Source organism: Paracoccus aestuarii, from assembly GCF_028553885.1.
In the GTDB taxonomy this organism is placed as follows: Bacteria; Pseudomonadota; Alphaproteobacteria; order Rhodobacterales; family Rhodobacteraceae; genus Paracoccus; species Paracoccus aestuarii.
The window spans coordinates 216,389-237,402 of the sequence record NZ_CP067170.1 but is presented as its reverse complement, the minus strand read 5'-3'; the positions used below and the strand labels follow the sequence as shown (position 1 = coordinate 237,402).

Below are 21,014 nucleotides of genomic sequence, written 5' to 3'. Positions count from 1 at the left end.
ACATGAACTTCACCTGCAACGGCGCGATCGTGGAGATCGCGATCCGCCACATGGTCGTCGCCGGCTGGACCGGCCGAGATGCCACCGCCATCCGGCACCATATCGAGGAGCTGGCCGCGATCGGCGTCGCGCCGCCATCGGCCACGCCGCTTTACTACCGGGTGGCGGCGGCGCTGCTGACCCAGGCCGGGCGGATCGAGGCGGTGGGCCCCGACAGCTCGGGCGAGGTTGAGCCCATGATCATCCAATCGGGTGGGCGGCGTTGGCTGGGCCTGGGTTCCGACCATACCGACCGTAAGCTGGAGGCGCATTCCGTCGCGCTGTCGAAACAGGTCTGCGCCAAGCCCTGCGCGGCCGAGATCTGGGACTGGGACAGCGTCGCCGACCATCTGGAGCGGATCGAGCTGGAAAGCTGGATCGACGAGGGCGCGGGCTGGCAGCCCTATCAGGCGGGCACGCTGGCCGCGATCCGGCCCTTGGCCGATCTGATGGCGGGGGCGGAATTCGAGGCCTTGGCGCAGGAGGGTGCGGCGATGATGTGCGGCACCTTCGGCGCCAAGGGCGGCGTGCGCCCCGCCGCGCGGTTCCGCATGCAGATGCGCGACCCGACCAGCGGGCGCAGCATCAGCCATGACTATGCCACCGCCACCCTGCCCGAGGTCGCATGACGCCGCTTCTGTCCCGCGTCGCCGACGCGCTGGCCCGCGCCGAGGCCCTGCCGGACCGGGCCGCGATCTTCACCCAGCTGGACGCGCCGCGCATCCTGGCCGAGACGCGGCGCCAGCAGGCCCGCGCCGATGCGGGCGAAGATCTGCCGCTGTTCGGGATGCTGATCTCGGTCAAGGACCTTTTCGACGAGGCGGGGCAGGTCACCGGCGCGGGGTCGCGCCTGCTGGCCGGGCGTGCGCCTGCGGATCGGGATTGCACCGTGGTCGCGCGGCTGCGCGCGGCGGGGGCGGTGATGTTCGGACGGACCTCGATGTCGGAATTCGCCTATTCCGGGGTCGGGCTGAACCCGCATCACGGCACCCCCTCCAGCGTGCTGGCGCCGGGGGTGATCCCCGGCGGGTCCAGTTCCGGCGGCGCGGTCAGCGTCGGGCTGGGGTTGGTCGATGCGGCCATCGGCACGGATACGGGCGGATCGCTGCGCATCCCCGCCACGGCCAACGGGCTGTGGGGGATGAAGCCCAGCCAGGGATTGGTCCCGGATGCGGGCATCCACCCGCTGGCCCCCAGCTATGACACGCCCGGGCCGATGGCGCGCGATGCCGAGACGCTGCGGCGGGTGCTGTCGGTCATGGCAGACGGCCCCGTGACGCCACCGCCCGCCGGGCCGCTGACCCTGGCGGTGCCGCAGGGGGCGTTCACCGACGATCTGTCGCCCGACATGCAGGCCTGGTTCGACGCCGAGACCGCGCGCCTTGGCGGCGACCACCGGCTGGAGGCGGTGGACATGGCCCCCATCGGGCAGGCGATCGGGCTGAACCGCATCATCGTCGCGGTCGAGGCGCATCGCCTCTATGCCGCCGATCTGGACCGGCTGGAGGCCGTGGGCGATCCGCGCGTCCTGTCCCGCATCCGCTTTGCCGAGACGCTGTCGGCGCAGCAGATCGCGGATGCCTACGGCGAACGCGCCCGCATGGTCGCGCTGTTCGGGCGGCTGATGGAGGGGTTCGACGCCCTGCTGGCCCCGGCCCTGCGGATGATGCCGCCCAGCATCGCCGCGGTCGCGGCCGATTTCGACCGGCTGAACGCGGCCATGCTGCGCAACACGTCGCTGGTCAATCTGGTGGATGGCTGCGCGCTGGTCCTGCCGCAGGACGGGACGGAGCCGCGATGGTCGCTGGCCATGCTGGCCGCGCCTTCGGGGGGCGATGCGCGCCTTCTTGCCGCAGGCATCGCGCTGGCCGCGTGATCGACGTCGTTGACAGCGGCCCCCGCACGGATCAACCATGGGGGATGCGGGTGCCGCGCCTCGGGGAGGCGATGCGCGGCACCCGCCTGATCCGACAGGGGAGGAGATCGGAATGCCATCCGTCCAACACGCCGCGCGCCTGCGCGTGGCCATCGCCGCCGCCGTGGCGGCCACCATGCCCTTTGCCGCCCTGGCCGCGCCCGGCCTGACCCACAGCACCGTCCTGACCGATCTGGAGGAGCCGTGGGACATGGCCTTCCTGCCCGACGGGACGATGTTCTTCACCGAGAAATGCCGCGGCCTGTCGGTGATGACCGCCGATGGCGATGTCCGCCCCCTGTTCGGCATGGGCGAGGCCGAGGGCTTCGCCCTGCAGGGCGAGGATCTGTTCTGCGAGGGCCAGGCCGGGATGAACGGCGTCGCGGTCGATCCCGATTTCGACGCGAACCGGCATGTCTATGTCTATTCCGCATCCAGCATGACCGCGCCGGGGTCGAACCGGGTGATCCGGCTGACGGTGGGCGACGATCTGGACACGGTCGCCGACCGGACCGACATCATCGATGACATTCCCTACAAGCCCGAGGCGACGGACCAGCCCTTCGGCGGGCCGGGCGCGCATAATGGCGGGCGGATCCGGTTCTCGCCCGACGGGCATCTGTTCGTGACGACCGGCGACACGCATAATCCCGACGTGCCGCAGAGCCCGACCCTGCTGGGCGGCAAGGTGCTGCGCGTGGATCGCGACGGGCAGGCGGTGGAGGGCAACGGCGCCCCCGAGGGCTTCGATCCGCGCATCTATACCTATGGGCACCGCAACGTGCAGGGCATCGCCTTCCGCCCGGGCACGGGCCAGCCGGTCGTGTCCGAACACGGCCCCTGGCATTCGGACGAGATCACCGCCCTGGTCCCCGGCGGCAACGGGGGCTGGGACCCGCGCCCCAACGTGGCCGGGCGCAGCGACTGTCCCGACGGCTATTGCGGCTATGAGCCCAACCAGATGGACGCCATGGACCCGGCCGAACGGGCCGAATACATGCCCATGACCGATCTGGAGGCCTATCCCGACGCGATGGTCCCGGCATGGGAGAATAACGGCCTGTCGCAGGGCACCTCCTCGGCCGCCTTCCTGGAGGGCGAGAAATGGGGCGATTGGGACGGGCGCATGGTCGTGGGCCTTCTGGGCATCGGCTTCGGCGGGACCGAGCCGGGCCAGCGCATCGACGTGATCGACCTGGCCGAGGACGGGCTGTCCACCAATGACGTCACCACCATGGACCTGCCGATGGAGCCGGGACGGTTCCGCGCGGTGGTGTTGGGGCCGGATGGCGATCTCTATGCCGCGATCGACGAGGGCGACATCTATCGCATCACCCCCGAATGACGCGCCCGCGCGGGCCGCAGGCGCGGCCCGCGCATCCATTCACCGCAAGGATGTCGATCATGCGCCTTTCCCTTGGCCCCGCGCTGGCGGTGGCCCTGATGCTGCCCCTGGGGGCCTTTGCCGAACAAGGCCCCGCCGAACCGATGGACGACCTGAGCCCGGACCTGGATGCGGGGCAGGACCTTTACCGCGCGGTCTGCGCGCAGTGCCACGGGCGCAGCGCGCGGGGCACCGCGGTCTTTCCCGGCCTGCAAGGCCAGGCGGCCGAGGATCTGGCGGCCCTGCTGATCGCCTATCGCGCGGGCGAGGTCGAGGGGCCGAATGCCGCGCTGATGATGCCCGTGGCGCGCGATCTGGACGATCAGCAGATCGTCGATGTCTCGGCCTGGCTGGCCGAGACCTATCCCTGACCGCCTGTCAGTCCTGGCCGGACAGATAGGCGGCCATGCTGTTGGCCAGCCGCGCCGCCCGGTCCAGATGGTCGGGATCCGACAGCAGGAATTCCGACAGCAGCGCCTCGATCATCGCCAGGCCCGGGAGGCAGGACGATGACAGGACCGGATGCTGGGCCGGGGCCAGCAGCAGGTGGTCGCATCGCTGCGCCAAGGGGGCGGCGGGGGAATCGGTGATGGCGATCAGCCGCGCCCCCATCCCGCCCGCCACCTTGGCCAGATCCGCCACGTCGCGGGAATAGCGCGGAAAGGCGATGGCCACGACCACGTCGCCCGGCCCCGCCGACATCAGCCGGCCCGCCGCGACCTCGGTCCCGCCATATTGCACCACGTTCACGATCCCGTCGCGATAGGGCTGCAGGCCCAAGGCCAGGATCGCCGCCAGATGCGCCGACAGCCCGAAGCCCATCACCCAGACCTGCCGCGCCTCGCGCAGCAGGGTGACGGCGCCGGTGAGCGCATCGCGCGTGGGCGCGTCCTGCAGCGCCTGCATCTGCGTCAGGGCGGATGCCAGCGACAGACCCGCCGGGGGCGCCCCGTCGCCTTGGGCCAGCCGCGTCTCCAGCTTGGTGATCGGCGCGATCAGCGCATGGACCCGTTCGGCCACGGCCGCGCGGAAGGCCGCGTAATTCTCGATCCCCAGATCGCGGACATAGCGGCTGATCGTGCTGGCCGAGATGCCCGAGGCGCGCGACACGTCCTCGATCCCGTGCGTGGCCACGAAGATCGGATCGCGCAGCACGAAATCCGACAGGCCCCGCTGCGACCGCGATCCTTCGGTCAGCCGCGCCGCCACCTGCCGCCCAAGCGGGCTGTCGGCGAAATCGCGCGCCGCGCCGGCCGACCAGGGCCGGATTCCTGTTGACGGATCAATTTTCATATCTAACACTCATGAAAGTAATTACGCCACAAGACGCGTGACCGTTCAACAGGAGACCGCCCGTGACCATGAAATTCGCAGCCCTCGCGCTGGCGCTCGTCTGCGCCGGCCCGGCCTTTGCCCAGGACCGCATCCGCATCGGGGTCGAGGGGAATTACCCGCCCTTCAGCAAGGTGGCCCCGGACGGGTCGCTGTCGGGTTTCGACATCGACATCGCCGCCGCCGTCTGCGCGCGGATGGAGGCCGAATGCACTTTGGTCCAGCAGGAATGGGACGGGATGATCCCCGCCCTGTCGGCCAACAAGTTCGACATGATCGTGGCCTCGATGACCATCACCGATGCCCGCAAGGAAGTGGTCGATTTTTCCGATCCCTATTACGACGTCCCCTCGCGCTTCGTCGCGGCGACGGGTGATTTCGAAGGCTACAGCCCCGAGGAACTGGCTGGCAAGACGATCATCGTGCTGAGAAACAGCCCCCGCGCGCAATATCTGGCCGCGACCTATCCCGACAGCCGCATCCTGGCGGTGGATCGCGAACCCGCCGTCTATCTGGAACTGGCGGCCGGGCGGGGCGACATCGCCTTCGGATCCTCGGTCGTGTCGGCCGAGGCCTTCCTGAACACCCCCCAGGGCGAGGGCTTCGACCAGGTGGGCGAGACGATCACCCTGACCGACAGCGTCGATGGCGGCGTGGGCATCGCCATGCGCAAGGGCGACGAGGCGCTGCGCCTGCGCGTGAACGAGGCCTTGGCCCAGATCATGGCGGATGGCAGCTATGCCACCATGGCCGAGGCCTATTTCGACTTCGACATCACCCCGCCGCACGCGCGGAACTGACCGGGCGCCAAGGGGGGCTGGACGATGTTTCACGGCTATCTGCCGATGATCCTGGAGGGGCTGCGCATCACCCTGTCGGTGGCGCTGGTATCGCTGGCCGTGGCCTGCGTCTTCGGGCTGCTGGGGGCGGTGGCCAAGCTGTCGGCCTCGCCCGTGCTGCGGGCGGTGGCGGGGGCCTATACCACCGTCATCCGGGCGCTGCCGGACCTGCTGCTGATGCTGATCGTCTTCTATGGCGGGCAGATCATGCTGAACCGGCTGGCCGCGTCCCAGGGCTGGGGCTATCTGGACGTGAACGCCTTCGTGGCGGGGACGGTCACCTTGGGCTTCGTCTTCGGCGCCTATCTGACCGAGACCTTCCGCGGCGCCATCCTGGCCATCCCCCGCGGACAGGCCGAGGCGGGCCATGCGATCGGCATGACCCGCGGCCAGGTCCTGCGCGACATCGTCGTCCCGCAGATGATCCGCCACGCCATTCCGGGCTTCACCAACAACTGGCTGGTGCTGTTGAAGGCGACGGCGCTGGTCTCGATCATCGGGCTGGACGACATGGTCCATCGCGCATCCCTGGCATCGGCCGCCACGCGCGAGCCCTTCACCTTCTATGCGCTGATCGGGGCGATCTATCTGGCGGTGACCACGGTGTCGATCCTGGCGCTCGGGGCGCTGAACCGGCGCGTGTCGCGCGGCGAACGGGCCGAGGTGGCGCGATGATCAACTGGTCCCTCGTCGTGCAGATGCTGCCGGTCTTCTGGGACGGGCTGCAGATGACGCTGATCCTGCTGGTCGCGGCGGGGGTGGCGGGGCTGATCCTGGCGGTGCCCCTGGCGGTGGCGCGGACCGCGCGCAGCCGCTGGCTGGCCTGGCCCGCCTTCGGCTATACCTATGTCATCCGCGGCACGCCGCTGCTGGTCCAGCTGTTCATCATCTATTACGGGCTGCCGCAATTCGGGCTGATCCGCAACAGCGCGCTCTGGCCGCTGCTGCGCGACCCGTGGTTCTGCGCGTGGCTGGCCTTCACGCTGAACACCACCGCCTATACCGCCGAGATCTTTGCCGGCGCGATCCGCACCACCCCCTCGGGCGAGATCGAGGCCGCCCGCGCCATGGGCCTGTCGCGCGCCCAGGTCTTCCGCGACGTCTTCTGGCCGGGCGCGTGGCGGCGCGCCCTGCCGCAATACGGCAACGAGGTCGTGCAGCTGATGCATGCCACCGCCTTGGCCAGCACCGTCACCATCGTCGAGATCCTGCGGGTGGGCCGCGACGTCTATACCAACTATCTGGTCATCCCCGAAAGCTTCGGGCTGGCGGCGGTCTTCTATCTGGGGCTGACGGTCCTGCTGACCACGATCTTCCGCCTGCTGGAGCGTCACTTCCTGCGCCATCTGGACCCGCGGTCCAGCATCACCGCCGCGCCGGCCGAACCACGAAAGACCACCGCCCATGCGTGAACGCATCTTCTCCTTTCCCGGCCGGGGCGCGGGCAGCCGTCACGACGTGCTGACCCTGTCCTTCGGCGATCCCGCCGCCCGGCCGCATGTCCATGTCCAGGGCGGGCTGCATGCGGATGAGGGGCCGGGCATGATGGCCGCGCGCCTGCTGGCCGACCGCCTGGCCCTGGCCGAGGCGCAGGGCCGCCTGACCGGCCATGTGACCGTGGTGCCCTTCGCCAATCCCCTGGGGCTGGGCCAGGTGCTGCATGGCGATCATTCCGGGCGGTTCGACCTCTATGACGGGCGCAACTTCAACCGCGACTATCCCGACCTGAGCGATGCGGTGGCCGATGCGGTGGGCGCGCGGCTGACCGATGATGCGGGCGCCAATGCGGCGCTGATCCGGGGCGCGCTGGCCGATGCGCTGGACGCGCGCCGCCCCATTGGCCCGGCCGAGGTGCTGCGCCACCACCTGATGGGGCTGGCCCTGCCCGCCGATGTGGTTCTGGACCTGCATTGCGACGGCGAGGCCGAGATGCATCTCTATACCCAGCCCGCGGCCTGGGACCGGCTGGCGCCGCTCTCTGCCCTGCTGGGATGCCGGGCCGCGCTGCTGGCGCAGGTCTCGGGCGGGCAGCCCTTCGACGAGGCGCTGTCGGGCCCGTGGTCGGCGCTGGCCGCGCGCTTTCCGGACCGCCCCGTGCCGCAGGGCTGCGCCAGCGCCACGGTCGAGCTGCGCGGCCGCGCCGATGTCTGCCGCCGCTTGGGCGCGCGCGATGCGGATGCGCTGATGGATTACCTGACCCATCTGGGCGCGGTGGCGGGCCATGCGGACCTGCCCGAACCGGTCTGCGCGCCCACGCCCCTGTCGGGGTCCGAGGCGCTGGTCGCGCCCTTGGCGGGGCTCTTGTCCTATGACCTTTCCTTGGGCGCGCAGGTCGAGCCGGGCCAGGTCGTCGCCCGGATCACCGATCTGGTGACCGGCGCGGTCACCCCCGTCCGCGCCACCACCGCGGGCGTCTTCTATGCCCGCCCCGCCACCCGCATCGCCGAGGCCGGCAAGCGCCTCGGCAAGATCGCAGGCCAGGTCCCGTTCCGCGACGGCCTGCTGCTCAGCCCCTGACGCCCTATGGAGGGATCATGACCGCATTGCTCGAAGCCACCGGCATCCGCAAATCCTTCGGCAGCCGCGAGGTGCTGCGCGGCCTGGACCTGACCGCGGGGCGCGGCGACGTCATCTCGATGATCGGGGCGTCGGGGTCGGGGAAAAGCACCTTCCTGCGCTGCCTGAACTTTCTGGAACACCCGACCCAGGGGCGCATCGCCTTCGCGGGCGACGACCTGGCCTGCAGGCGCGACCGCGCGGGCGATCTGGTCGTGGCGGACGAGGCGCGGCTGCGCGCCTTCCGCGCCCGCGTCACGATGGTCTTTCAGCAGTTCAACCTGTGGTCCCACATGACCGCGCGGGACAATGTCATGCTGGGTCCGATCCGGGTCCACGGCCTGTCGCGCGCCGAGGCGGCCGACCGCGCCGATCACTATCTGGACCGCGTGGGGGTGGGCCACCGGTCCACCGCCTATCCGGGCTTTCTGTCGGGGGGCGAACAGCAGCGCGTGGCCATCGCCCGCGCCCTGGCGATGGAGCCGGAGCTGATGCTGTTCGACGAACCGACCAGCGCGCTGGACCCGGAGCTGGTGGGCGAGGTGCTGCGCGTCATGCGCAGCCTGGCCGAGGAGGGGCGCACCATGATCGTCGTCACGCATGAGATGAACTTTGCCCGCGACGTGTCCAACCGGGTGATCTTTTTGGATCAGGGCGTCATCGCCGAACAGGGCGACCCGCGCGAGGTGCTGCGCCGCCCCGCGACCGAACGCCTGCAGGGGTTCCTGGCTGCGCAGACCGCCTGATCGGCGGGGTTCGGCCGCCCGCCCGACGCCGCGATTGACCGCGGGGCCGTGGGCGCCTTTCATGGGCGCAGGAAATGCGGAGGACGGACGGATGGCAGGATGGGGCAGGGTGATGACGGCGGGTCTGTGCCTTTGGGCGGCGGCGGCCACCGCCCAGCCCCTGACGCTGGACGAGGCCCGCGCGCGCCTGCCCGATGCCGACCGCTACAGCCTGGCGGTCGAGAACGAGGGCCTGGCCCCCGATGCCGTGCAGGAGCTGGCCGCGCTGATCGCAGGCGCGATCGGCCAGGATCATTTCTACGGCGCGGTGGCCGCCCATCTGCCGGCGGGGGGCACGCGGCTGGCGATCAGCATGCGGCTGGCCCATCATTCCGGCCCCGCCGCCGAACGCGCGGTCCTGGCCGATTGCGAGGCCGACCGCCCGGCGGATGCGTCCCCCTGCCGGATCATCGCGCGCATCCTGCCCGAGACCCCGCCCGAGGATCCGATCGAAGTCTCCAGCGCGGCGGCCCATATGCTGGCGGACCTGCCCGACGATGCGGAGGGGCCGGTCCATCTGGCCCTCTCGGGCGGGTCGGCGGCCTGGGCCGCTTGGCTGGGCCAAGGCAGCCAGGCATCCGCGCTGGAGGAATGCAATGCCGCCGCCATCGCCGCGGGCGGCCCCGCCGATTGCCAGATCGTGGTCGATGACACGCGCTGATCGCCGCATGCCCGCGCTGCTGGCCGGGCTGGCCATCGTCGCGGCCGCGGTCGCGGCGGGGGCGCTGGCGGGGCTGGGCCTGGGGCGTGCCGCCTTGTGGATGGGACAGGGCGGGGCGCGCGGCGCGGCCTTCGTGATCCTGGGGCTGGGCGTGGTCGCGGGCGGGCTGGCGGGCCTGGGCGCGGGGCTGGTCCTTGCCGCCCGGCGGATGCGGGGCTGATGGCGGTGCTGGCGCTCTATACCTTCGGGATCTTCGCGCGCCCGGCCGAGGATCCGGCCAATGACGGGTTCCGCGACCTGAATGACCCGGTCTTTGCCACGGTGGACCGCGCGCCGGGGCTGATCGCGCGGTCGGGCTATGCCTCGGATCCCGGGCCGCAGCCTTGGGGCCCGGAGGTCTATCCGCGCGCCTATCACGAACGCGGCGACGGCTGGTCGCCCGCCACGCTGTCGCTGTGGACGGATGCGGAATCGGTCTGGGCCTTCACCTATTCTGGGCTGCATGCGGCGGCGATGCGGCGGGGGCGGGACTGGTTTCACAAGCCCGCCTGGCCGCCCTATGCGCTGTGGTGGCATGACGGCGCCGACCCCCCGATCTGGGCCGAGGCCGTGCGCCGCCATGCCCATCTGCAGGATCACGGGGCCACGCCCACCGCATTCGACCTGCGCCGGCCCTTCGACCGGGCGGGTGCGCCGATGGTGCTGGACAGGGACCGGATCCGGGCGCTGAAACCCGCGCGGGACGCGACGTGAGGCGACTATTTGAACATCCGGTCAAAAAAGGGAATTGATCCCCACGCCCGAACAGGATTTGCTGCGGCGATCGGCCGTCTTGAATGCGGCCACGTCCACAGGAGGGGATGAACCATGAAAAAGGTGACGACACGCCTTGCCGGGGCGCTGCTGGCCTCGACCATCATCGCAGGCGCCGCTTCGGCCGAGACGATCCGTTGGGCGCGCGCGTCCGACGCGCTGACGCTGGATCCGCATTCGCAGAACCAGGGCGTCACGCATAACTTCGCCCACCACATTTACGAGACGCTGGTGGATCGCGATGTCGAGGGCAACCTGCAGCCGCGCCTGGCGGTCGAATGGGAGCTGAAGGAAGATGATCCGACGGTGTGGGTCTTCAAGCTGCGCGAGGGCGTGACCTTCCATGACGGCGCGGCCTTCACCGCCGAGGATGTGGTCTTCTCGCTGGACCGCGCCCGGTCCGAGGCGTCGAACATGCGCCAGCTGCATGTCGAGGTGGCCGAAGTGCGTGCCGTGGACGACCTGACCGTCGAGGTGCAGATGGTCGGCCCCGCGCCGCTCTACCCGAACAACCTGACCAACACCTTCATCATGGACAAGGACTGGTCCGAGGCCAATGACGTGGTCGAGGTGCAGGACTATGCCGCGGGCGAGGACAACTATGCCGTCCGCAATACCAACGGCACCGGCCCCTACATCCTGCAATCGCGCGAGGTGGATGTCCGGTCCGTCCTGACCCTGAACGAGGATCACTGGGCCGAGGACACCCCGGCGGTGACCGAGATCGTCTATCTGCCCATCGCCGACAACGCGACCCGCATCGCGGCGCTGCTGTCGGGCGAGGTGGATCTGGTCCAGGACGTGCCGGTGCAGGACATCGACCGCTTGCAGAACACCCAAGGCATCAAGATCGAGACCGGCCCCGAGAACCGGGTGATCTATTTCGGCTATCGCTTCGGCGATGAGCCCTTGGCCTCGTCCAACGTCACCGACGCCAACCCCTTCAACGACCCGCGCGTGCGCGAGGCGATGGAGCTGGCCGTGGACCGCGACGCCATCGCCCAGGTGGTGATGCGCGGCCAGGCGATCCCCACGGGCGTCGCCAACCCGCCCTTCGTCGCCGGCTGGACCGAGGAGCTGGACGCCTATCCCGCCGTCGATCTGGAGCGCGCGCGCGAATTGATGGCCGAGGCGGGATACGAGAACGGCTTCACCGTCACGCTGGACACGCCCAACAACCGCTATGTCAATGACGAGGCGATCAGCCAGGCCGTCGTCGGCATGCTGGGCCGGATCGGCATCAACGTCACGCTGGCCTCGCGTCCGGTGGCGCAGCATTCGCCGCTGGTGACCTCGAACACGACCGATTTCTACCTGCTGGGCTGGGGCGTTCCGACCTTTGATTCGGCCTATGTCTTCAACGATCTGGTCCATACCAAGGAAGGCAGCTTCGGCGCCTATAACGGCGGGCTCTATTCCAACCCGGAGCTGGACGCCAAGATCCAGTCGCTCGGGACCGAGACCGACATGGAGGTCCGCGACGCCACCGTGGCCGAGATCTGGCAGGTGGTGAAGGAGGACCGCGTCCTGCTGCCGATCCACAACCAGGTGCTGGCCTATGCGATGCGCGACGGGCTGACCCTGCCGGTCCATCCGGAAAACCAGCCGCTGCTGACCGACCTGACCCTGGGCGAGTGAGCCTGACGACCTGACCACCGCCGCGCCCGGGCGATCCCCGTGCGCGGCGGTTCCCTATTCGAGAGGATCTGGCCCATGCTGGCCTTCATCATCCGCAGGCTGGCCCAATCGGTGCTGGTCATGCTGTTCGTGGCGCTGATCGCCTTCATCGTCTTCCGCTATGTGGGCGACCCGATCGCCAGCATGGTCGGCGTCGAGACCCGGCTGGAGGATCAGGAGATCATGCGCGACAGGCTGGGGCTGAACGACCCGGTCATCTGGCAATTCCTGCGCTTTGTCGGCAATGCGCTGCAGGGCGAATTCGGGATATCCTACCGGCTGCAGCAGCCGGTGACCGAACTGATCCTGTCGCGCCTGCCCGCGACGCTGGAACTGGCCTTCGCATCCGCCACCATCGCGCTGGTCTTCGGCCTGACGCTCGGGGTGTTCACGGCGCTGAAGCCGAAAAGCTTCCTGACCGGGCTGATCATGGCCGTGTCGCTGATCGGGGTGTCGCTGCCGACCTTCCTGATCGGGATCGGGCTGATCTATATCTTCGCGGTCGAGCTTGGGTGGTTCCCGTCCTTCGGGCGCGGCCAGACGGTCGATCTGGGCTGGTGGCGCACGGGCCTTCTGACCGAAAGCGGGTTGCGCTCGCTGGTGCTGCCGGCGATCACGCTGTCGCTGTTCCAGCTGACGCTGATCATGCGCCTCGTCCGGGCCGAGATGCTGGAGGTGCTGCGCACCGAATACATCCGCTTTGCCCGCGCGCGCGGGTTGTCGCAGCGCGCGATCCATTTCGGCCATGCGCTGAAGAACACGCTGGTCCCGGTGCTGACCATCACCGGCCTGCAGCTGGGATCGGTCATCGCCTTCGCCATCGTGACGGAAACGGTGTTCCAGTGGCCCGGCGTCGGATCGCTGTTCATCGTGTCGGTGCAGGTGGTCGATGTGCCCGTGATGGCGGCCTATCTGATGTTCATCGCGCTGGTCTTCGTGCTGATCAACCTGATCGTCGATATTCTTTACTACGTCGTCGACCCGCGCCTGCGCGTCGATGCCGGAAGCGGGAAGTAACGCAATGGAAAACCCCACCCGAGGCAAGGCCGCCCCCATCGCGCCGCCCAAGCCCCAAGGCAGGCTCAAGGCCGCGCTGGACAGCGACATCTTCTATTCCTGGCGCCGGTCGCCCGTGACCATCGTGGCGACGGTCGTCGCGCTGTCGCTGATCCTGATGGCGATCCTGGCGCCGTGGATCGCGCCGCACAACCCGTTCGATCCGTCCAGCCTGAACCTGATGGACGGCTTCACCCCGCCGATGACGGAAAACCAGTTCACCGGCAACAGCTATGCCATGGGCACCGACAACCAAGGGCGCGACGTGCTGTCATCCATCATGTATGGCAGCCGGATCAGCCTGTTCGTGGGCGCCATGGCCACGGCCTTCGCGATCACGCTCGGCGTCTCGCTCGGGCTTGTCGCGGGCTATAACGGCGGGATGATCGACGGGATCATCATGCGCATCGCCGATATCCAGCTGTCCTTTCCCGGCATCCTGATCGCGCTCTTGATCTTCGGCATCGCGCGCGGCCTGATCCCCGCCAACCAGCAGGAGAGCATGGCGATCTGGGTCCTGATCATCGCGATCGGCCTGTCGAACTGGGCGCAGTTCGCGCGCACCGTGCGCGGCGCCACGATGGTCGAGCGGCAGAAGGACTATGTGTCCGCCGCGCGGATCATGGGGGTGCATCCCTTCCTGATCCTGCTGCGTCATGTCCTGCCGAACGTCCTCGGGCCCGTGCTGGTCATTGGCACGATCGGCCTGGCCTTGGCCATCATCGAGGAGGCGACACTGTCCTTCCTGGGCGTGGGCGTGCCGCCGACCCAGCCCTCGCTCGGCACGCTGATCCGCATCGGGCAGCAGTTCCTGTTCTCGGGCGAGTGGTGGATCCTGCTGTTCCCGGCGCTGACGCTGATCCTGCTGGCGCTGTCGGTCAACCTGCTGGGCGACTGGCTGCGCGATGCGCTGAACCCCAAGCTGCGGTGAGGACATGACAAAACCCGTTCTTTCCGTCCGCGACCTGACGGTCGAATTCCCGACCCGGCGCGGCATCCTGACCGCAGTCCAGGACATCACCTTCGACATCATGCCCGGCGAGGTGCTGGGCATGGTGGGCGAAAGCGGCGCCGGCAAATCCATGACCGGCGCGGCCATCATCGGCCTGATCGACCCGCCCGGCCGCATCGCCAAGGGCCAGATCTGGCTGGGCGATCAGCGCATCGACAACCTGTCCCCCGACCGGATGCGCAAGATCCGGGGCCGCCGGATCGGCATGATCTTTCAGGATCCGCTGACCTCGCTCAATCCGCTCTATCGCATCTCGGACCAGCTGATCGAGACGATCCGCACCCATCTGCCGCTGTCCCAATCGGATGCGCGCAAGCGGGCCGTCAAGCTCTTGGACGATGTGGGCATCCCCGATGCCGCGCGGCGGATCGACGATTACCCGCACCAATTCTCGGGCGGGATGCGGCAGCGCGTGGTGATCGCGCTGGCGCTCTGCGCCGATCCCGAGGTGGTGATCGCCGATGAGCCGACGACCGCGCTGGATGTGTCGGTGCAGGCCCAGATCATCGACGTGATGAAGGAGATCTGCGCCGAACGCGGGGCGGCCATCATGCTGGTCACCCATGACATGGGGGTCATTGCGGAAACCGCCGACCGCGTGGCGGTGATGTATGCCGGCCGCCTGGCCGAGATCGGGCCGGTCGCATCCGTCATCAAGGATGCCAAGCATCCCTATTCCCAAGGCCTGATGGGCGCGATCCCCAAGCTGGGCGAGAATCTGGACCGGCTGGTCCATATTCCCGGATCCATGCCGCGCCTGAACGCCATTCCGCAGGGCTGCGCCTTCAACCCGCGCTGCCCCAAGGTCTTTGACACCTGCCGCATCCGCCGCCCCGCCGCATCCGAGGTCGAACCCGGTCGCCGCGTCGCCTGCTGGCTTTACCCGGAGGTCACCGAAGCATGAGCGACACCCTTCTGGACGTCCGCCACCTGTCGCGGCGCTTCGACGTGTCGGCCCCTTGGCTCAACCGCAAGATCGAGGGCAAGGACAAGGTCTATGTCAACGCGGTCAAGGATGTCAGCTTCACCGTCGAGCGGGGCAAGACCTTCGCGCTGGTGGGGGAAAGCGGATCGGGCAAATCGACCATCGCCCGCCTGATCGTGGGCCTGCTGGAGCCGACCGAGGGCGAGATCGTCTTTGACGGCACCTCGCTGGCCCGCGGTCTGCGGGGCGCCGAGGCGCGCCGCCTGCGCCGCCGGTTCCAGATGATCTTTCAGGACCCGCTGGCCAGCCTGAACCCGCGATGGCGGGTGACGGACATCATCGCCGAACCCCTGCGCGTCTTCGAGAAATCCATGAACGACTGCGCGCGTCGTCTGCGGGTGGGCGAATTGCTGACGCTGGTGGGGCTTTCGCCCGAGGATGGGGTCAAGTTCCCGCATCAATTCTCGGGCGGTCAGCGCCAGCGGATCGCCATCGCGCGGGCCTTGGCGGCGAAACCCGAATTCATCGTCTGCGACGAGCCGACCAGCGCGCTGGACGTGTCGGTGCAGGCCCAGATCCTGAACCTGATGAAGGATCTGCAGGACGAATTCGGGCTGACCTATGTGTTCATCTCGCACAACCTTCAGGTCGTGCGGCATATGGCGGACGAGATCGGGGTCCTCTATCTGGGTCGCCTGGCCGAGGTCGCGCCCGCCGAGGCGCTGTTTGCGACACCCCAGCATCCCTATACCCGGATGCTGCTGGACGCGGTCCCGGATATCGAGATGACCGGCCGTCGCCGCAAGCCGGTCGAGGGCGAGATCCCGTCCCCCATCGACCCGCCGCCGGGCTGTCCGTTCCACCCGCGCTGCCCCTTTGCCAATGACCGCTGCCGGATCGAGATCCCCGGCCTGACGCGGCGCGGCGATCAGGCCGCCGCCTGTCACGCGGTCGAGGAAGGGCGCATCTGACCCCGCCTCACCGGTCGCGGGTATTGACCGGATAGGCGGTGCTGTGGCGCAGGCTCTCCAGCGCGAATCGGGCGGTGACGGCCTTGATCGGCACCGCCCCCGTCAGCTGGCGATAGAAGGCGTCATAGCCCGCCATATCCGCCACCGCGATACGCAGCAGGTAATCCGCATCCCCCGCCATCCTCCATGCCTCCATCACCTGGGGCAGGCGGGTCAGGGCCCGGGCGAAACCCTCGCGCCATTCGGCGGAATGATCGGGCGCCTCGATCCCCACGAAGACGGTCAGCCCCAGCCCGAGCCGCGCCGGATCGGCCAAGGCCACGCGGCGCAGGATGACGCCCGAGGCCTCCAGCCGCTGGATGCGTTTCCAGCAGGGGGTCTGGGACAGGCCCACCGCATCCGCGATCCGGGCGATGGGGGTGGTGGCATCGGCCATCAAAGCCGCCACGATCTTGCGGTCGATCAGGTCCAGCGTCGCGTCATGGGTCATGATGCCTCCCTCCGTTCGCGGCAGGATGCCACGAATGAGCGTAAAGTCTAGCGCCATTGTCGTTATTTAGGCGGAAACCCGCGCCGCGCTGTCGTCTTTTCTTTCCCAAGCGCGGGCCGCTGCGTTATACCCGGTGAACGATATCGCATCCGGGGGCCGCGCCATGATCACGCAAAAGATGAAATACGCGCTGAAATCCCTGCTGGTGCTGGGCGACGAATCCCGCCGCGACCGCCCTGAGGCCCTGACCATCGAGGAGATCGCCCGCCGGTCCGGCACCCCCAAGCGGTTCCTGGAACAGATCCTGCTGGAGATCCGCAATGCCGGGATCGTCGCCTCGATCCGCGGCAGGGCAGGGGGCTACACCCTGATCAAGCGCCCCGAGGACGTGTCCATATCCGAGCTGCTGCGCCTGATCGACGGGCCGATCGCGCCCTTGCCCTGCCTGTCGCGCCGCGCCTATCAGCGCTGCGAGGATTGCACCGACGAGGCCAGCTGCCGCCTGCGCCGGGTCTTTTCCGAGGTCTTCTGGTCCTATCTGATCCTGATCGAATCGCTGAGCCTGGCCGACATGCTGGGCACCCCCGATCTGGCCGACAGCGTGATGCAGGACAGCGCCGCGCGCTGATCCGCCCGGGGTCGCGGAGAAGTTTCTTCCCCAATCACGACCAAAATGAGCGTCTTTTTTCCGTTGTCAAACACGACTGATTCGGTCGTTAATAGAGGTATTGAACCGCCACCCATGGCCCGCATCGAAAGGGAAGACCCGATGACCTCGACCAGCCTCCCCCGCACCTCCTGCGCGATGACCCTGTCCGATCGCCGCCCCGGCCCGATCCGCCGTATCCCCGCCCACCGCCGCTGAAGGAGGCCCGCCATGACCCACACCCCGCCCATCGTGACCATCGCCACCGGCGGCCGATCCTCGGCCCAAGGCCCGCGCGTCGCCACCGCCCCCGACGGGCGCGTGACCGTCCAGACCGGGCGCGGCACGCTGACCGGCTGGCCGCTCGCCCGCCTGACGCCCATGGGCATCTGACGCCCTCATTCTCTGACGCAACGATCACCGGGGCGCCGCGCGGAAACTGCGGCAGGGCAGTGACCCGACCCGGCCCACCATAGTTCCAAGGGACCGCATGATGATCCTCCGCACCACCGCCCTCGCCCTGATCCTGCTGGCCCCCGCCGCCCATGCGGAAAGCCTGCTGAATGTCAGCTACGACCCCACGCGCGAGCTCTATCGCGAGTTCAACGAAGCCTTTGCCGCCCATTGGCAGGCCCAAGGCAACCCCGCCCCGCAGATCGAGACCAGCCATGGCGGGTCCGGCGCGCAGGCGCGTTCGGTGATCGATGGGTTGAACGCGCAGGTGGTGACGCTGGCGCTGGCGGGTGACATCGACCGCATCGCGCAGGACACCGGCAAGCTGCCCGAGGACTGGCAAACCCGCCTGCCGCATAATTCTAGCCCCTATACCTCGACCATCGTGTTCCTGGTGCGCGACGGGAACCCCAAGGGCATCGCCGATTGGGGCGACCTGACCGCCGATGGCGTCGAGGTCATCACGCCCAATCCCAAGACCAGCGGCGGCGCGCGCTGGAACTACCTCGCGGCCTGGGCCTGGGCCGAGATGAACGGCCGCGACCCGCAGGACTTCGTGGGTCAGCTGTTCGCCAATGTGCCGGTGCTGGACACGGGCGCGCGCGGCTCGACCACGACCTTCGCGCAGCGCGGCATCGGCGACGTGCTCTTGGCTTGGGAGAACGAGGCCTATCTGGCGTTGGAGGAGCTGGGCGAGGACAGCTTCGACATCGTCGTCCCCAGCCTCTCGATCCTGGCCGAGCCGCCGGTGGCCCTGGTCGACGGCAACCTTGCCAATGACGAACAGCGGGCCTTGGCCGAGGCCTATCTGGATTACCTCTATACCCCCGAGGGGCAGGCGCTGGCCTTCAAGCATTTCTACCGGGCCTGGGACGACAGCGCCGCCGACCCCGAGGATGTCGCCCGCTTCCCCGAACTGGAGCTGGTCACCATCGACGATCTGGGCGGTTGGGCCACGCTGCAGCCCGAACACTTTGGCGATGGCGGCATCTTCGATCAGATCTACACCGTTCGCTGATGGCCAGCCGCGCCCACCTGGTGCAGCGCACCGCGATCCCCGGTCTCGGCCTTTCGGCCGGGATCACGCTGTTCATGCTGTTGCTGGTGGTGATCCTGCCCATCGGCGCGCTGCTGGCCAAGGGCGCCAGCTTCGGCGCGGCCAATGTCTGGGAGGTGGTGAACCGCCCCCGGGTCTGGGCGGCGCTGTGGCTGTCCTTCCGCCTGTCCTTCCTGGCCGCCGCCTTCAACCTGGTCTTCGGCGTGATCCTGGCCTGGGTGCTGGTCCGCTACCGCTTTCCGGGCAAGCGCATCATCGACGCGGCGGTGGATCTGCCCTTCGCCCTGCCCACGGCCGTGGCGGGGATCGCCCTGACCGCGCTTTATGCACCCAACGGCATGCTGGGCAGCCTCACGAACCAGATCGGCTGGCAGATTGCTTATACGCAATGGGGCATCTGGCTGGCGCTCGTGTTCGTGGGCCTGCCCTTCGTCACCCGCACCGTCCAGCCGGTGATCGAGGAGATCGAGACCGAGGTCGAGGAGGCATCCGCCACGCTCGGCGCGGGCCGCCTGCACACGATCCGCCACGTGATCCTGCCCATGCTGATGCCCGCCGCCCTGACGGGCTTCGCGCTGTCGCTGGCCCGCGCGGTGGGGGAATACGGATCGGTCATCTTCATCGCGGGCAACATCCCGCTGCGCACCGAGATCGCCCCCCTGCTGATCGTCATCCAGCTGGAGGAATACAATTACGACGCCGCCGCCGCGATCGGCATCGCCATGCTGGTGATCAGCTTTGCCATGCTGCTGGCGATCAACCTCATCCAGATCTGGTCTCGCCGGAGGATCGGTCATGTCTGACGCCGCCCTGAACACCCCCGCGCGCCCCCGCGCCGCGACGGAGGAACCCGCCGCCGCCCGGATCGCGCTGATCGCCATCGCCGTCGGCGGGCTGATGCTGCTGGTCGGCGCGCCCCTGGTCATCGTCTTCGTCGAGGCGCTGGCGCGGGGCTGGGCCGCAGCCGTCGCCAGCCTGGGCAGCCGCGACGCCCAGGCCGCGATCCGCCTGACGCTGCTGATCACCGCCATCGCGGTGCCGATGAACGCGGTCTTCGGCATCGCCGCCGCCTGGTTCATCACCAAGTTCGACTTTCGCGGCAAGGCCTTCCTGATCACCCTGATCGACCTGCCGTTCAGCGTCAGCCCGGTCGTGGCGGGCCTGTGCATCGTGCTCTTGTTCGGGGCGAACTCGGCCATGGGCGGCTGGCTGGTCGCCAATGGCTATCCGATCGTCTTCGCGGTCCCGGGCATCGTGCTGGCCACGGTCTTCGTGACCTTCCCCTTCGTCGCGCGCGAGCTGATCCCCGTGATGATCGAGCAGGGCCGATCCGAGGAGGAGGCCGCGCTGACCCTCGGCGCCTCCGGCTGGCGGGTCTTCCGCACGGTGACCCTGCCCAACATCCGGTGGGCGCTCCTCTACGGCACGCTGCTCTGCACCGCCCGCGCGATGGGCGAGTTCGGCGCCGTGGCCGTCGTCTCGGGCAAGATCCGCGGCCAGACCGCCACCATGCCGATCACCATCGAGATGTTCTACAACGAATATCTCTCGGTCGCGGCCTTCTCCATGGCGGCGCTGCTGACCGGGTTCGCCCTCTTCACCCTGCTTCTGAAAACCGTGTTGGAGCTGCGTCACGCCGATCAGCTCGCCGCCACCCGCCGCCATTGAGGGACACGCCCATGCACATCACCATCGACGAGATCGCCAAGGAATTCGGCGCCACCACCGCGCTGCATCCTGTCTCCCTCTCCATCCCCTCGGGCGCGCTGGTCGCGCTCCTCGGGCCGTCCGGATCGGGCAAGACCACGCTCCTGCGCATCCTGGGGGGCCTGGAATTCCCGACCTCGGGGCGGGTCCTCTTCAACGGGCAGGACGCCACCGGCCTCTCGGTCCAGGAGCGTCGCGCGGGCTTCGTGTTCCAGTCCTATGCCCTCTTCCGGCACATGACGGTCTTCGACAACATTGCCTATGGCCTGCGCGCCCGGCCCCGCGCCTCGCGCCCGCCCAAGGCCGAGATCGAGCGCCGCGTCCTGAAACTGCTGGACCTGATCCAGCTGCCCCAGATCGGGTCACGCTATCCCACCCAGCTCTCCGGCGGTCAGCGCCAGCGCGTGGCCCTGGCCCGGGCGCTCGCCATCGAGCCGCGCATGCTGCTGCTGGACGAGCCCTTCGGCGCGCTGGACGCCAAGGTCCGCAAGGAGCTGCGCCAGGGCCTGCGCGACATCCATGACGAGACGGGCCTGACCACCGTCTTCGTCACCCATGACCAGGACGAGGCGATGGAGCTGGCCGATCTGGTCGTCGTCATGTCCATGGGCCGCATCGAGCAGATCGGAAAACCCCAGGATATCCGCGCAAAACCCGCAACCGAATTCGTGCGCGCGTTCATCACCGCGTAGGGGA

At 68.7% G+C, this 21,014-nt stretch carries 26 protein-coding genes; 24 read left to right on the top strand and 2 right to left on the bottom strand.

Annotation, left to right across the window (positions count from 1 at the left end):
• Nucleotides 1-2: 2 nt before the first annotated feature.
• The 4 genes from JHW48_RS16780 (at nucleotide 3) to JHW48_RS16765 (ending at nucleotide 3,709) form a co-directional block, all read left to right on the top strand.
• Complete coding sequence (locus tag JHW48_RS16780) at nucleotides 3-668, top strand: DUF2848 domain-containing protein (RefSeq protein ID WP_119885173.1); 666 nt, start codon at nucleotides 3-5, stop codon at nucleotides 666-668.
• Nucleotides 665-1,915 (top strand): amidase, encoded by a 1,251-nt coding sequence (locus JHW48_RS16775; protein WP_119885172.1) that lies wholly within the window; start codon nucleotides 665-667, stop codon nucleotides 1,913-1,915. Before JHW48_RS16780 ends, JHW48_RS16775 begins: the two co-directional genes overlap by 4 nt.
• A gap of 112 nt (nucleotides 1,916-2,027) precedes the next feature.
• Nucleotides 2,028-3,299 carry a PQQ-dependent sugar dehydrogenase gene (locus tag JHW48_RS16770; RefSeq protein WP_119885171.1) on the top strand — a complete coding sequence of 424 codons (1,272 nt, stop codon included), beginning with the start codon at nucleotides 2,028-2,030 and terminating at the stop codon, nucleotides 3,297-3,299.
• A gap of 59 nt (nucleotides 3,300-3,358) precedes the next feature.
• A complete protein-coding gene (locus JHW48_RS16765) occupies nucleotides 3,359-3,709 on the top strand; it encodes a c-type cytochrome (RefSeq protein ID WP_170152222.1) in 351 nt (116 codons plus the stop codon).
• Nucleotides 3,710-3,716: 7 nt separating this feature from the next.
• On the opposite strand, the gene JHW48_RS16760 is transcribed toward JHW48_RS16765, so the two are convergent.
• Nucleotides 3,717-4,631, bottom strand: coding sequence for a MurR/RpiR family transcriptional regulator (locus JHW48_RS16760; protein ID WP_119885169.1), 915 nt, complete (start codon nucleotides 4,629-4,631; stop codon nucleotides 3,717-3,719).
• Nucleotides 4,632-4,699: 68 nt separating this feature from the next.
• Here JHW48_RS16760 and JHW48_RS16755 point away from each other — a divergent pair, with 68 nt between their 5' ends.
• The 13 genes from JHW48_RS16755 to JHW48_RS16695 all read left to right on the top strand — a co-directional run bounded on the left by JHW48_RS16755 (nucleotide 4,700) and on the right by JHW48_RS16695 (nucleotide 15,965).
• Nucleotides 4,700-5,470: a transporter substrate-binding domain-containing protein gene (locus tag JHW48_RS16755; protein ID WP_119885168.1), complete on the top strand. Its 771-nt coding sequence runs from the start codon at nucleotides 4,700-4,702 to the stop codon at nucleotides 5,468-5,470.
• Between the two features lie 24 nt (nucleotides 5,471-5,494).
• On the top strand, nucleotides 5,495-6,184 hold the full coding sequence (locus tag JHW48_RS16750; RefSeq protein WP_119885167.1) for an ABC transporter permease: 690 nt from the start codon (nucleotides 5,495-5,497) through the stop codon (nucleotides 6,182-6,184).
• Entirely contained in the window at nucleotides 6,181-6,921 is a 741-nt protein-coding gene (locus JHW48_RS16745; RefSeq protein WP_119885166.1) for an ABC transporter permease, read from the top strand. The genes JHW48_RS16750 and JHW48_RS16745 overlap by 4 nt, the downstream gene beginning before the upstream one ends.
• Nucleotides 6,914-8,026: a succinylglutamate desuccinylase/aspartoacylase family protein gene (locus JHW48_RS16740; RefSeq protein ID WP_119885165.1), complete on the top strand. Its 1,113-nt coding sequence runs from the start codon at nucleotides 6,914-6,916 to the stop codon at nucleotides 8,024-8,026. The genes JHW48_RS16745 and JHW48_RS16740 overlap by 8 nt, the downstream gene beginning before the upstream one ends.
• A gap of 17 nt (nucleotides 8,027-8,043) precedes the next feature.
• Nucleotides 8,044-8,811: an ABC transporter ATP-binding protein gene (locus JHW48_RS16735; RefSeq protein WP_119885164.1), complete on the top strand. Its 768-nt coding sequence runs from the start codon at nucleotides 8,044-8,046 to the stop codon at nucleotides 8,809-8,811.
• Between the two features lie 91 nt (nucleotides 8,812-8,902).
• A complete protein-coding gene (locus JHW48_RS16730) occupies nucleotides 8,903-9,511 on the top strand; it encodes a hypothetical protein (RefSeq protein WP_147388047.1) in 609 nt (202 codons plus the stop codon).
• A complete protein-coding gene (locus JHW48_RS16725; protein WP_147388046.1) occupies nucleotides 9,498-9,731 on the top strand; it encodes a hypothetical protein in 234 nt (77 codons plus the stop codon). The genes JHW48_RS16730 and JHW48_RS16725 overlap by 14 nt, the downstream gene beginning before the upstream one ends.
• On the top strand, nucleotides 9,731-10,264 hold the full coding sequence (locus JHW48_RS16720; RefSeq protein WP_119885161.1) for a DUF3291 domain-containing protein: 534 nt from the start codon (nucleotides 9,731-9,733) through the stop codon (nucleotides 10,262-10,264). Before JHW48_RS16725 ends, JHW48_RS16720 begins: the two co-directional genes overlap by 1 nt.
• A 114-nt stretch (nucleotides 10,265-10,378) precedes the next feature.
• A complete protein-coding gene (locus JHW48_RS16715) occupies nucleotides 10,379-11,962 on the top strand; it encodes an ABC transporter substrate-binding protein (protein ID WP_119885160.1) in 1,584 nt (527 codons plus the stop codon).
• A gap of 75 nt (nucleotides 11,963-12,037) precedes the next feature.
• Nucleotides 12,038-13,018 (top strand): ABC transporter permease, encoded by a 981-nt coding sequence (locus JHW48_RS16710; RefSeq protein WP_119885159.1) that lies wholly within the window; start codon nucleotides 12,038-12,040, stop codon nucleotides 13,016-13,018.
• Nucleotides 13,019-13,022: 4 nt separating this feature from the next.
• Nucleotides 13,023-13,988: an ABC transporter permease gene (locus JHW48_RS16705; RefSeq protein ID WP_119885158.1), complete on the top strand. Its 966-nt coding sequence runs from the start codon at nucleotides 13,023-13,025 to the stop codon at nucleotides 13,986-13,988.
• Nucleotides 13,989-13,992: 4 nt separating this feature from the next.
• Nucleotides 13,993-14,973 (top strand): ABC transporter ATP-binding protein, encoded by a 981-nt coding sequence (locus JHW48_RS16700; RefSeq protein ID WP_119885157.1) that lies wholly within the window; start codon nucleotides 13,993-13,995, stop codon nucleotides 14,971-14,973.
• Entirely contained in the window at nucleotides 14,970-15,965 is a 996-nt protein-coding gene (locus tag JHW48_RS16695; protein WP_119885156.1) for an ABC transporter ATP-binding protein, read from the top strand. The genes JHW48_RS16700 and JHW48_RS16695 overlap by 4 nt, the downstream gene beginning before the upstream one ends.
• Before the next feature lie 7 nt (nucleotides 15,966-15,972).
• On the opposite strand, the gene JHW48_RS16690 is transcribed toward JHW48_RS16695, so the two are convergent.
• On the bottom strand, nucleotides 15,973-16,455 hold the full coding sequence (locus tag JHW48_RS16690; RefSeq protein ID WP_119885155.1) for an Lrp/AsnC family transcriptional regulator: 483 nt from the start codon (nucleotides 16,453-16,455) through the stop codon (nucleotides 15,973-15,975).
• Nucleotides 16,456-16,618: 163 nt separating this feature from the next.
• Here JHW48_RS16690 and JHW48_RS16685 point away from each other — a divergent pair, with 163 nt between their 5' ends.
• From JHW48_RS16685 to JHW48_RS16655, 7 genes are all read left to right on the top strand, one after another.
• Nucleotides 16,619-17,083 carry an RrF2 family transcriptional regulator gene (locus JHW48_RS16685; protein ID WP_119885183.1) on the top strand — a complete coding sequence of 155 codons (465 nt, stop codon included), beginning with the start codon at nucleotides 16,619-16,621 and terminating at the stop codon, nucleotides 17,081-17,083.
• Nucleotides 17,084-17,197: 114 nt separating this feature from the next.
• On the top strand, nucleotides 17,198-17,320 hold the full coding sequence (locus JHW48_RS16680) for a hypothetical protein (RefSeq protein ID WP_272835871.1): 123 nt from the start codon (nucleotides 17,198-17,200) through the stop codon (nucleotides 17,318-17,320).
• A gap of 12 nt (nucleotides 17,321-17,332) precedes the next feature.
• On the top strand, nucleotides 17,333-17,494 hold the full coding sequence (locus JHW48_RS16675; RefSeq protein WP_170152221.1) for a hypothetical protein: 162 nt from the start codon (nucleotides 17,333-17,335) through the stop codon (nucleotides 17,492-17,494).
• Between the two features lie 97 nt (nucleotides 17,495-17,591).
• Nucleotides 17,592-18,572: a sulfate ABC transporter substrate-binding protein gene (locus JHW48_RS16670; RefSeq protein WP_119885154.1), complete on the top strand. Its 981-nt coding sequence runs from the start codon at nucleotides 17,592-17,594 to the stop codon at nucleotides 18,570-18,572.
• Nucleotides 18,572-19,414 carry a sulfate ABC transporter permease subunit CysT gene (gene cysT, locus JHW48_RS16665; protein ID WP_119885153.1) on the top strand — a complete coding sequence of 281 codons (843 nt, stop codon included), beginning with the start codon at nucleotides 18,572-18,574 and terminating at the stop codon, nucleotides 19,412-19,414. The genes JHW48_RS16670 and cysT overlap by 1 nt, the downstream gene beginning before the upstream one ends.
• Nucleotides 19,407-20,279, top strand: a complete 873-nt coding sequence (cysW, locus tag JHW48_RS16660; RefSeq protein WP_119885152.1) for a sulfate ABC transporter permease subunit CysW — start codon at nucleotides 19,407-19,409, stop codon at nucleotides 20,277-20,279. Before cysT ends, cysW begins: the two co-directional genes overlap by 8 nt.
• Nucleotides 20,280-20,290: 11 nt before the next feature.
• Complete coding sequence (locus JHW48_RS16655; protein WP_119885151.1) at nucleotides 20,291-21,010, top strand: sulfate/molybdate ABC transporter ATP-binding protein; 720 nt, start codon at nucleotides 20,291-20,293, stop codon at nucleotides 21,008-21,010.
• Nucleotides 21,011-21,014: the final 4 nt, after the last annotated feature.